This window comes from Paenarthrobacter aromaticivorans (assembly GCF_019038615.1).
In the GTDB taxonomy this organism is placed as follows: Bacteria; Actinomycetota; Actinomycetes; order Actinomycetales; family Micrococcaceae; genus Arthrobacter; species Arthrobacter aromaticivorans.
This window is the reverse complement of sequence record NZ_JAHOPC010000001.1, coordinates 1-11,997: the sequence shown is the minus strand read 5'-3', so window position 1 is coordinate 11,997 and position 11,997 is coordinate 1. Positions and strand designations below refer to the sequence as shown.

6 protein-coding genes and 1 rRNA gene are annotated in these 11,997 nt (G+C 61.8%); 6 read left to right on the top strand and 1 reads right to left on the bottom strand.

Annotated features, from left to right (window positions below; translation table 11 throughout):
- The first annotated feature begins 6 nt into the window (after positions 1-6).
- Both KSW38_RS00035 and KSW38_RS00030 read left to right on the top strand, forming a co-directional pair.
- Positions 7-468, top strand: a complete 462-nt coding sequence (locus KSW38_RS00035) for a guanyl-specific ribonuclease (RefSeq protein ID WP_216921188.1) — start codon at positions 7-9, stop codon at positions 466-468.
- Between the two features lie 6 nt (positions 469-474).
- Complete coding sequence (locus KSW38_RS00030; protein ID WP_216921185.1) at positions 475-834, top strand: barstar family protein; 360 nt, start codon at positions 475-477, stop codon at positions 832-834.
- Between the two features lie 131 nt (positions 835-965).
- Here the strand turns inward: KSW38_RS00030 and glgP are convergent, their stop codons facing one another.
- Positions 966-3,590 (bottom strand): alpha-glucan family phosphorylase, encoded by a 2,625-nt coding sequence (glgP, locus tag KSW38_RS00025; RefSeq protein ID WP_216921182.1) that lies wholly within the window; start codon positions 3,588-3,590, stop codon positions 966-968.
- 152 nt (positions 3,591-3,742) lie between these two features.
- Here glgP and KSW38_RS00020 point away from each other — a divergent pair, with 152 nt between their 5' ends.
- The 4 genes from KSW38_RS00020 to KSW38_RS00005 all read left to right on the top strand — a co-directional run.
- Positions 3,743-5,803 (top strand): alpha-1,4-glucan--maltose-1-phosphate maltosyltransferase, encoded by a 2,061-nt coding sequence (locus KSW38_RS00020; protein ID WP_254185979.1) that lies wholly within the window; start codon positions 3,743-3,745, stop codon positions 5,801-5,803.
- Positions 5,803-7,599: a maltose alpha-D-glucosyltransferase gene (gene treS / locus KSW38_RS00015; RefSeq protein ID WP_216921180.1), complete on the top strand. Its 1,797-nt coding sequence runs from the start codon at positions 5,803-5,805 to the stop codon at positions 7,597-7,599. Before KSW38_RS00020 ends, treS begins: the two co-directional genes overlap by 1 nt.
- A gap of 1 nt (position 7,600) precedes the next feature.
- The gene (locus tag KSW38_RS00010; RefSeq protein ID WP_216921178.1) at positions 7,601-11,257 is read left to right on the top strand and encodes a 1,4-alpha-glucan branching enzyme; all 3,657 of its coding nucleotides are present in this window, start codon (positions 7,601-7,603) and stop codon (positions 11,255-11,257) included.
- 540 nt (positions 11,258-11,797) lie between these two features.
- Positions 11,798-11,997 (top strand): 16S ribosomal RNA (locus KSW38_RS00005); the annotation flags it as partial.

Here is an 11,997-nt window from a genome sequence, read left to right as displayed (position 1 = left end):
CCCCGCATGAAACGGAGCAGCAGCAAGCTGCTGGCCTTCGCAGCCCTGGTGATTGCCGTCGTCGCGCTTGTGGTCACAATGGTTGGCGGCCCGCTGACCGCCACCCAGGAAACGTCAAGCACCCAAACCACGACGGCGGAGCCTGGCTCCGCGTCAACCCCGCCGTCCGTGGCAAACCCCTCTGCGCTGCCCACGATCAACGCCTCGCAGCTTCCCAGGGAAGCGCAACGGACGCTTGCCCTGATTGCGAAAGGCGGGCCTTATCCCTATGACAGGGACGGCGTGAATTTCGGTAACTTCGAGGGACTCCTGCCCAAGAAGTCCAGCGGATTCTACAAGGAATACACGGTCCCTACGCCTGGCGAGTCGGACCGCGGCGCCCGCCGGATCATTGTTGGCAAGGACACGGCCAAGTACTACACCGCTGACCATTACGATTCGTTCAAGTTCATCGTCGAAGGCAAGTAGGAGCCCATGAAGATCTATTCCGCAGACACCTGGACCATCGAAGAACTTCAGGACCAGGTGGCAGACGCCGGGCGCAGGACCGTCCTCGTCCCGCCGGCAACAACGAAATCGGGCGTCCTGGAGGTCTTTGGCCAGGTCCTGGACTTCCCTGAGTACTACGGCGTGAATCTGGACGCCCTCAATGACTCCCTGCATGACTTCGCTGATGCCCTGTCCGACGACGACGGCACTCCTGTCACGATGATCTGGCAAGTCCCAGCGGCCTACCGAACCGACCGCTCCTTCGGCGTGGTCTGCGAAATCCTCCAAGACGCCGAGCGCTATGCAGGCCGCGACCTCGCAGTGATCGCGGTTTTCGAAAACTGAACTGCATAAGCCATCCGCTAAGGAGTCCAAACAAAACGCCGGATGTCAGTTATCCGGAAGCGTGCGTCAAAGCGACGAAGGAGCAGCACGCGGAGGATGACTGACATCCGGCGGATGTCGTGTGGTTGGGTTTACGCGTTCGCGATCAATCCCAGTTCTGCTTTGGAAGCCAGCGCTGAGTGCTTCGGGAACACGCGGACGGTGTAGCCGAAGGATCCTGAACGGTTGATGACGAGGTCGCCGTGGAAGAGGTGGCGCCCGCCGCCGAGGTTCTCCAGGGAGTCCAGTTCCGCTACGACGATGTCCTCAAGCTCATCGGATTCCTCGGCACGACCGAACGCGACCTCCACGGAGACGTCGTCGGGGGTCAGGTTGTGAAGGGCCACGTACGCGTTGACCTGCAGGGTGTCGCCGACCTGGGGTTCTTCGGACACGCCAACCGAGTCGACGTGTTCCACTACGACCTCAGGCCAGGCGCTGCGGACCTTGGAGGTCCAGGCCGCGAGTTCCTTGGCTTCCTTGAATGATTCGGCGGTGGCCCGGCGCCCGGCTACTGCTGCGGGGCAGTACAGGTTGTTGACGTAGTCGTGGAGCATGCGTTCGGCTGAGACTGCCGGGCCCAGGTTTGCCAGGGTGTGCTTGATCATGGACACCCAGTGGGTGGGCACGGTCTCGCGGCTGGATTCGGAGGGTCCTGCTGCGCCGGCGCCTTGGGCCACGGTGGTCCCGTAGAAGCGCGGTGCCACCTGGGTTTCCAGCAGCTCGTAGAGTGCGGAAGCTTCAATGTCGTCGCGTTCATCGGCGGATGCGCCGTTGTTGGCTGTGGGGATCGCCCACCCGTTTTCGCCGTCGTACATTTCGTCCCACCAGCCGTCCAGGACGGAGAGGTTGAGCGAGCCGTTGATGGCTGCCTTCATCCCGGATGTGCCGCAGGCTTCCAGTGGCCGCAGGGGGTTGTTGAGCCAGACGTCGCATCCGGGGAAGAGGGTGCGGGCCATGGCGATGTCGTAGTTCGGGAGGAACACGATCCGGTGGCGTACCTCGGGGTCGTCGGTGAACCGGACCAGGTCCTGGATCATTTTCTTCCCGGCGTCGTCTGCCGGGTGCGATTTGCCTGCGATGACCAGCTGGATGGGGTGTTTGGGGTTCAGCAGGAGGGCCTTCAGACGCGCGGGGTCGCGCAGCATGAGCGTGAGCCGCTTGTATGTGGGCACCCTTCGGGCGAAGCCGATGGTCAGCACGTCCGGATCCAGTACGCTGTCCGTCCAGCCAAGCCCGGCGTCGGCGGCACCGCGTGTTTTCCAGGAGGCGCGCAAGCGGCGGCGGACGTCGTCCACGAGCTGGGTGCGCAGTTCCCTGCGGAGCCCCCAGACGTCCTCGTCACTGACGTTGTAGGCGAGGTCCCAACGGCCCAGGGCTTCGGCTTCTGCACCGAACTGCTGCCGTGCCAAGGAGGATATCTTTGGGTCCACCCAGGTTGGAACGTGCACGCCGTTGGTCACGGACGTGATGGGGATTTCGGAGTGGTCGAATCCTGGCCAGAGACCGGAGAACATTTCCCGCGAAACCACGCCGTGCAGCTTGGCTACCCCGTTGGCACGCTGCGCGAGGCGCAGGCCCATGACAGCCATGTTGAAGACGGAGGGGTTACCGCCGTCGTAGTTTTCCCGGCCGAGTTCCAGGATGCGGTCCACGGGCACCGCGGGGGCGAGCCCGGCTTCGAAGAAGTGCTTGATCTGGAGGGCCTCGAAACGGTCGATGCCTGCCGGTACGGGGGTGTGCGTGGTGAAGACGGTGGATGCACGTCCAGCTGCGAGGGCTTCGTCCCAGGTGAGGGGATCATTGGGGTCAGACATCGCTTCCTGGATGCGTTCGATTCCCAGGAATCCTGCATGGCCTTCGTTCGTGTGGAAGACCTCCGGCGCGGGCGTACCCGTCAGTTCCTGGTAGACGCGCAGGGCTTTGACGCCGCCCATGCCCAGCAGCAGTTCCTGCTGGAGGCGGTGATCGCCGCCACCGCCGTACAGGCGGTCGGTGATGCCGCGCGCGGCTTCGTCGTTGGAGGGGACGTTGGAGTCCAGCAGCAGCAGCGGAACGCGTCCGACGTCGGCACGCCACACATGCGCGTGAAGCTCGCGGCCGTTGGGAAGCGGAAGCGAAATGTGCACCGGTTTGCCGGGAACGCCGTCCTTGGAGGGCTGGCGCAGAAGCGTCAACGGCAGCCCGTCCGGGTCCAGCACCGGATACGTTTCCTGCTGCCAGGCGTCACGGGACAGGGACTGCTTGAAGTAGCCGGCCTGGTAAAGGAGCCCGACGCCGATCAACGGGACACCGAGGTCCGATGCGGCTTTGAGGTGGTCACCGGCAAGGATGCCCAGGCCACCGGAGTACTGGGGAAGAACCTCGGTAATGCCGAATTCCGGCGAGAAGTAGGCGATGCAAGCCGGGGCTTCTTCACCCAGGCCCTGGTACCAGCGCGGCTCACTGAGGTAACGGTCCAGATCGGCTGCTGCTTCCTGTACCCGGTTAACGACTTCGCCGTTGTTGGCCAGGTCCTGCAGCTGCTCCCTGCTGATGGACCCCAGGAGGGCGATGGGGTCATGCTGCGCGGCCTCCCAAAGAGCCGGGTTAAGGCTCGCAAAAAGTTCCCTGGTGGGCCGGTGCCAGGACCAGCGCAAGTTGGTCGCCAAACGGGCCAACGGCCGGATGGGCTCAGGGAGGACGGTACGGACTGTAAATCTTCGAATTGCCTTCACGAGCGCCACACTAACGGACTCACATGGCAGTCGGAACTGGTTTGGGTTTCTTTTAGGTAAAAGTCATCTTGAGTCGCGAAGATGGCTCGTGTGCTTAGCATTCTTGGATTTTTGTCGCTAACGTCGTGGTTGTGACGAATACCTCGCGAACCATGACCGCTTTGAAATCCAAGACGAAAACGGACATCACCGCCGGACTGCGCTTCGGCCGGTTCCCCATCACGGCTGTCCAGCCGGTGGTTGAGGGTGGCCGCTTCCCCGCGAAGGCCCTTCCGGGTGAGGATCTCGCCATCGGCGCGACCGTCTTTCGTGAAGGACATGATCAGCTCGGCGTCTCTGCCGTCCTGCTCGATCCCAAGGGCAAGGAGCGCCAGCGGGTCCGCATGGCACCGGCCAAGGATGAGCGCTGGAAAGGCTTGGACCGCTGGGAGGGTTTGCTGTCTCCCTCCGGCACAGGCGCGTGGTCGTTCGTCATTGAGGCTTGGCATGACCGCTACGGAACATGGCACCACAACGCTGAAGTGAAAGTGGGCGCCGGCATTGACGTCGAGTTGATGCTCGCCGAGGGCGCCGCCCTGCTTTCTGAGGCAGCCGAGGACGACGCCGGTCGCACCGCTGCGGAGAAGCGCACCTTGCGTGCTGCGTCTGTCGTCCTTGCCGACACCACCAAATCTGCCGAGGAGCGCCTTGGTGCCGGTTTCAGCCCGGAGGTGCTGGCCGCCGTCGGACGCGTTCCGATACGTGAGCTGGTGACCGTTTCCGAGCCGTTCCCGCTCCAGGTGGAACGGGACCTCGCCGGCCGCGGTTCCTGGTACGAGTTTTTCCCCCGCTCCGAGGGCGCGGTGTTGGATCACGCCACGGGTATCTGGACTTCGGGCAACTTCCGCACCGCAGCCAAGCGCCTGGAGGCGGTTGCGGAGATGGGCTTCGATGTCATCTACCTGCCCCCGATCCACCCGATCGGTTTCCAGCACCGCAAAGGCCGCAACAACACGCTGACACCAGGCCCGCAGGATCCGGGCTCGCCGTGGGCTATTGGTTCCAAGGACGGTGGCCACGATGCCATCCACCCGGATTTGGGCACTTTTGAAGATTTTGACGCTTTTGTTGCCCACGCCCGGGAGTTGGGGCTCGAAGTTGCACTGGACCTGGCGTTGCAGGCAGCCCCTGACCACCCGTGGGTAACGTCCAACCCGGAATGGTTCACCACCCGTGTGGATGGGTCCATCGCCTATGCCGAAAATCCGCCAAAGAAATACCAGGATATATATCCCCTGAACTTCGATAACGATCCTGCGGGCCTTTCCAAGGAAATCCTCAGGGTGGTGCAGTTGTGGATCAGCCATGGCGTGAAGATATTCCGCGTGGACAATCCGCATACAAAGCCCGTGTGGTTCTGGGAATGGTTGATTGGAAAGATCAACAAAAAGAATCCCGAGGTAGTTTTCCTGGCGGAGGCTTTCACTCGTCCACCCATGATGCATGCATTGGGCAGGGCAGGGTTCCAGCAGTCGTACACCTACTTCACGTGGCGGAACACCAAGACCGAACTGGAGCAGTATTTCCATGAGGTCAGCCACGAGAGCGCGGCTTTCTTCCGGCCCAACTTCTTTGTGAATACCCCTGACATCCTCACGGAGTACCTCCAGTACGGCGGCCCCGCGGCCTTCCGCATCCGGGCTGTCCTTGCCGCTACGGCAAGCCCGCTCTGGGGCATGTACGCCGGTTATGAGCTGTACGAACACGTGGCACGGCCGGGGGCAGAAGAGTACATCGACAACGAAAAGTACGAGTACAAGGCCAGGGACTGGGAAGGCGCTGCCGCGTCCGGCCGTACGTTGGCTCCGTACATCACTCGGTTGAACACCATCCGCAAGGACCACCTTGCCCTGGGCGACCTGCAGAACCTTACGCTGCACAGCAGCACCGATGACGCAACGATCGTCTACTCCAAGCACAAGACGTTGCCGGACGGCACCAAGGACACGTTGATCATCGTTGTTAACGTGGATCCGCACAGCGCCCGCGAAAGCACGGTTTCCCTGGACCTGGCGGCACTGCAGCTGGACCCTGCGGACTTCAACGAGGACGGCCGGTTCCTGGTGGATGACCTGATCAGCGGGCAAAGCTGGTGGTGGGGTGAACATAACTACGTCAGGCTCGACGCACACGTGGAGCCAGCACACATCCTGAGCATCCGGAGGCAGCCTTAGTGAGTTTTTCTCCGCAAAACCCGAGCCAGTACTTCACTCCGAAGAACACCTTCGAGCTGAATGCCCCCGGTCTCCAGCATGATCCGCACTGGTACCGCAAGGCAGTCTTCTACGAAGTACTGGTGCGGGCCTTTGCGGATGCCAACGGGGATGGCTCCGGTGACTTCCACGGCTTGATCGAGAAGCTGGACTACCTTCAATGGCTGGGCGTTGACTGCCTCTGGTTGCCGCCGTTCTTCCATTCCCCGTTGCGTGACGGCGGCTATGACATCGCCGACTACACCTCGGTGCTGGACGAGTTTGGCACCATCAGCGACTTCAAGCGCCTTGTGGCGGAGGCGCACGCCCGCGGCGTCCGGGTGATCATCGACCTCCCGCTGAACCACACCTCGGACCAGCACCCGTGGTTCCAGGAATCACGGAAGGACCCCACGGGCCCTTACGGCGATTTTTATGTCTGGAGCGATACGGACGAGAAATACCAGGATGCGCGCATCATCTTTGTGGACACGGAGGAATCCAACTGGACCTTCGATCCCATCCGGCGCCAATTCTTCTGGCATCGCTTCTTCAGCCACCAACCGGACCTGAACTTTGAGAATCCCAAAGTCATTGAGGCACTCTATGACGTCATCCGGTTCTGGCTCGACCAGGGAATCGATGGCTTCCGCGCCGACGCCGTTCCGTACCTCTTCGAGGAGGAAGGCACCAACTGCGAGAACCTGCCCGCGACCCACGCCTTCCTGCAAGACCTGCGCCGGATGGTGGATGCCAACTACCCCGGACGCGTGATCATCGCCGAGGCGAACCAGCCACCTCATGAGGTGGTGGAGTACTTCGGCACCGAGGAAGCCCCGGAATGCCACATGGCCTTCCACTTCCCGATCATGCCCCGGCTCTACTATGCCCTGCGGGACCAGAAGGCAGCTCCGATCATCCAGACCCTGCGGGAGACTCCGGAGATTCCCAAGGGTGCCCAGTGGGGGACCTTCCTGAGGAATCACGACGAACTCACGCTGGAGATGGTCAGCGCGGACGACCGCGCCGCCATGCTTGGCTGGTACGCACCGGACCCCAGGATGCGCGCCAACATTGGTATCCGGCGGAGGCTGGCTCCGCTGCTGGACAATTCCCGCGCCGAGATTGAGCTCATTAATGCGCTGTTGCTCTCCCTGCCAGGTAGCCCTTTCCTCTATTACGGGGACGAAATCGGCATGGGGGACAACATTTGGCTTGATGACCGCGATGCCGTCCGCACCCCCATGCAATGGAACCCGGACAGGAACGCGGGTTTCTCAGGCGCGGACCCCGGCAAGCTGTACCTGCCGGTGATCCAGTCCCTGGTCTACAACTACAGCATGGCCAACGTTGAAGCAGAGGCCGCGCACTCAGGCTCCCTGCTGCGATGGACCCGGCAGATCCTCAGCGTGCGCAAGAACCACCCCGTGTTCGGCCTGGGAAGTTTCCGCCACATCGAAGCGGACAACGAGGTAGTTCTGGCCTATGTCCGGGAACTGCCGGCGGGCAACCCTGAAGGCGAGGACGCGGAAACCATACTGTGCGTCTTCAACCTTTCGCAGCACCCGGTGGCCGCGATCCTGGATCTGCCGGAATATGCCGGCAGGGGCTTCCGGGACATTTTCGGTGGCCAAACATTTCCGGCCGTTGGGGACAACGGCCAACTGACAGTCATGCTGGGTAGCCACAACTTCTACTGGCTGCGGCTGCGCTCGGCGTTTTCCAACCCCTCATCGCCATTTACCCAGGCGATTCCCGTGGTGTCGACCAAAGGATGAGATGAAAAAGGGAACACTTAACCCCTCGATCGAAAGTCTTCTCCGGAGCTGGCTTCCCACCAAACGCTGGTTCCCGGTGAAGAGCCCCGACTTTACGCTGGAGCGTGTCGGCGGTTTTAAACTCCCATACCCGGAAGGTATCGCCGGATTGCAGGTTGAACTGCTCGCCGTGACGTACCGGACGGCCGACGGCGGTCCGCGGACCGACGTCGTCCAGGTGCCGTTGAGCTTCAGAAGCCAGCCGTTGCCGGACGCTCCCGCAGCCTTGCTCGGGGAGATCACGGATCCGGAACTGGGACTGCGACTGGTTTACGACGCCGTGTACGACACCGAGTTCATCACGGCGTGGCTGGATCTCATGCGCCGGGAGGACACCGTGGATGACGGCCTCGCCGCGGGACACCTCACCAGGGGCCGTGTGGCCCTTCCGGAAGGACCCACCTCAGTCCGCGTACTGTCCGGCGAGCAGTCCAACACGTCCGTCATCATTGACGACGGCGGTTCAACGGCAATCGTGAAGATCTTCCGTGTGTTGGCAGCCGGCAGGAACCCCGAGGTGGAGTTGGGCGCTGCGCTGACGGCAGCAGGGACAACCGAGGTCCCCGCAACGTTGGGTTGGATCACCGGCTCCTGGGATGGTCAGGGCCCAGGCGGCTCGGCCACTGGCGAGCTCACGGTGGCCCATGAATTCCTGCTGGGGGGACTGGATGCATGGAGGCTGGCTGTCGAGGCCGCTGCCGCCGGTGCCGATTTCACCCAAGAGGCCCACGAACTCGGTGCTGCAACCGCGACGGTCCACGCAAGGCTCGCGGAAACTTTCGGCACGCTGGATGGCCAGACGCAGGGCGCCGACATCATTGGGACCCTGGCCCGGCGTGTCCGCCAGTCATGGGCAGAAGCGGCGTCCGCCGTCGGGCCCTATGAGGGCAACCTCGAAGAACTGCTAGCCACGCTCCATCCCCGCGATGTGGGCCAGCTGCAGCGCGTCCACGGCGACCTCCACCTTGGCCAGATCCTCAAGGTTCCCGGAAAGAATGGGGCACCGGGCCGGTGGGCCATCCTGGACTTCGAAGGCGAGCCCCTCCGGACCATTAGTGAGCGCAACACTCCCGATCTCCCCTTGCGGGACGTTGTGGGAATGCTCCGCTCCTTCGATTACGCGGCAGGAGCCGCCGTCCGTGAGAACGCGGAAGCCAAGGTCCCCGCGACATGGGCGGATGACTGCTCCACCGCGTTCCTGGCGGGGTACAGCGAAGTCATGCCGGGAACCATTGACCGCCGCTCGCCGCTGTTTGTGGCATTGTGGCTGGACAAGGCCTTATATGAGGTGGTCTATGAGTTGCGGAACCGGCCGGACTGGCTGTCCATTCCGGTCAACGCATCACGGCAAATCCTCGACAACACGAGCCGCGGCAAGCACGCCGCAGCTACAGCGGAAGGTAATGAAATGACAGGCTCTGCACGCACCGAACGGCCCCGAGTTCCCCTGCATGTGGACTCCGAGACCTTGGCCCGCGTGGCAGCTGGAGCCCACCACGCACCACACTCCGTGCTCGGCGCCCACCTGGACGATCACGGCCACGTCACTATCCGGACCGTGAAGCACCTCGCCAAGTCGGTAACGGTGGTGACGGAGGCCGGACGCACTGCCATGGAACACGAGGCCAACGGCATTTGGGCCGCTGTCCTGGATCCGCTGCAACACGGCCACGTGCCGGACTACCGTTTGGAAGTGGTGTACGACGCCGAACCCGTCACCATTGATGACCCCTACCACTACCTGCCTACCGTGGGTGAGGTGGATCTGCACCTGATCGGCGAAGGCCGGCACGAGCGTCTCTGGGACGTCCTTGGCGCCCACGTCCAGCATTACCGTTCTTCGCTGAGTGACGTGGACGGTGTTTCCTTTGCTGTCTGGGCCCCGAATGCCCAAGCGGTGCGGGTCAAGGGTGATTTCAACGGCTGGGATGGCCGTAGCCACGCTATGCGATCCCTCGGCTCGTCCGGTGTCTGGGAAGTCTTCATTCCTGGGGTTGTAGCAGGGGCGTGCTACAAATTCGAGATCCTTACCCGCGGTGGCCACTGGGTTGAGAAGGCGGACCCGTTGGCCTTTGGTACGGAAGTTCCGCCGCTCACGGCCTCGCGTGTTGTCGACTCCAGCTACCGGTTCAAGGACGCGGAGTGGATGGCCGCGCGTGCCCAGAAGGACCCGCACAACTCGCCCATGAGCGTCTATGAAGTTCACCTCGGGTCCTGGCGCCTTGGCCTGGGATATAAGGAACTGGCCAAGGAACTTGTTGACTACGTCAAATGGCTTGGTTTCACCCACGTGGAATTCATGCCCGTGGCAGAACACCCCTTCGGTGGTTCCTGGGGCTACCAGGTCACGTCCTACTTTGCGCCCACATCCAGGTTCGGGCACCCGGACGAGTTCCGTTTCCTCGTGGACTCCCTGCACCAGGCAGGCATCGGTGTCCTGCTGGACTGGGTCCCGGCGCACTTCCCCAAGGACTCCTGGGCGCTGGCACGTTTTGACGGCGAGGCTCTGTACGAGCACTCGGATCCCAATCTGGGCGAACACCCGGACTGGGGCACCCTGATCTTCGACTTCGGACGTACCGAGGTGCGGAACTTCCTGGTGGCCAACGCACTGTATTGGCTCGAAGAATTCCACATTGACGGACTCCGCGTAGACGCCGTGGCCTCCATGATCTACCTGGACTACTCGCGCGAGGAAGGACAGTGGCAACCCAATAAGTTCGGCGGCCGCGAGAACCTCGAAGCAATTTCCTTCATGCAGGAGGTCAACGCGACCGTCTACAAGACGCACCCCGGGGCCGTCACCATCGCTGAGGAATCCACCGCGTTCCCAGGTGTCACGGCACCCACCAATCATGGCGGGCTCGGCTTTGGCCTCAAATGGAACATGGGGTGGATGCACGACTCCCTGAAATACATCTCCGAAGACCCCATCAACCGCCGCTGGCACCATGGCACCATCACGTTCTCCATGGTCTACGCCTTCTCGGAGAACTTCCTCCTGCCCATCAGCCATGACGAAGTAGTGCACGGCAAGGGATCAATGCTTCGCAAGATGCCCGGTGACCGTTGGCAGCAACTGGCCAACCTCCGCGCCTTCTTCGCCTACCAGTGGGCACACCCCGGTAAGCAGCTCATTTTCATGGGTACCGAATTCGGCCAGGAAGCCGAATGGTCGGAGCAGTACGGACTCGACTGGTTCCTGGCGGACATCCCGGCCCACCGTGGACTCCAGCTCCTGGTCCGGGACCTTAACGGCCTCTACGCGTCAACGCCTGCACTGCATGTACGCGACAACGAACCCGGCGGCTTCCAGTGGATCAACGGTGGAGACGCCGACCACAACGTGCTGACCTTCATTCGCTGGGACCACGATGGCAAGCCGTTGGTGTGCGCAGTCAACTTCTCCGGTGGCCCGCACAACGATTACATTCTGGGCGTACCGGAAGCAGGGGAGTGGGTTGAGGTCCTCAACACCGATGCCGAGACCTACGGTGGCTCAGGCGTCATCAACGCTGGAACACTGAAGGCTGACTCGCCGGGGACTGATGGCCAGCCGGCGGCATTGACGGTGACACTGCCGCCGCTTGGCGCGTCGTGGTTCACGTTGGCCGAGTAGTTCTTCAACGAGCCGGGTTGTGATTGAAGACCCGAGTACTTCTTCAAGAGCAGGGAGGGGCCGGAGCGGAGTGCTTCGGGCCCTCCCTGACTCCGTCTGGGTGTGTCGTTGAGATACCCACGGAGCCCTCTCTGAGTGGCTTTGCCATCTCGGCGGAGTAGGGGTATAGTTAGTACCCGCGCTGGTCCCCGAGTGGAGATCGCCAAGCTGACAAGAAACCGCAAGGAAAAATCAAGTCAAGCTTGCCGATTTGACTCCGAGAGATCCAGCCGGTAAGTTTGAAAAGTTGCTCCGGAGCGATTCTGAGGCCCTTTGGGTTTTGGTTGGTACTGCTCTGGAATAGTGACCTGTTGTTTGAGAACTCAATAGTGTGCCAAGTTTGTTGATGCCGATTGTTTTTTGATTGGTTGAAATTATGGCCGGGCCGTTGCGCACCCCCGTGTGTGGTGGTCTGGTTTTCAGCTGGTTTCGAATTTTGTGCAGCCGCGTTCTTGCCGTTATTTCCGGTGGGTGTGGTTGTGTCTGTTTGATTTTTTGTTTTCAACGGAGAGTTTGATCCTGGCTCAGGATGAACGCTGGCGGCGTGCTTAACACATGCAAGTCGAACGATGATCCCTAGCTTGCTGGGGGGATTAGTGGCGAACGGGTGAGTAACACGTGAGTAACCTGCCCTTGACTCTGGGATAAGCCTGGGAAACTGGGTCTAATACCGGATATGACCATCTGGCGCATGTCATGGT

What these genes read in the sequence shown, in the direction of transcription:
- KSW38_RS00035 (WP_216921188.1), top strand. Translation starts at nt 7, where the DNA reads ATGAAACGGAGCAGCAGCAAGCTGCTGGCCTTCGCAGCCCTGGTGATT.
- KSW38_RS00010 (WP_216921178.1), top strand. Translation starts at nt 7,601, where the DNA reads ATGAAAAAGGGAACACTTAACCCCTCGATCGAAAGTCTTCTCCGGAGC.
- KSW38_RS00020 (WP_254185979.1), top strand. Translation starts at nt 3,743, where the DNA reads ATGACCGCTTTGAAATCCAAGACGAAAACGGACATCACCGCCGGACTG.
- KSW38_RS00030 (WP_216921185.1), top strand. Translation starts at nt 475, where the DNA reads ATGAAGATCTATTCCGCAGACACCTGGACCATCGAAGAACTTCAGGAC.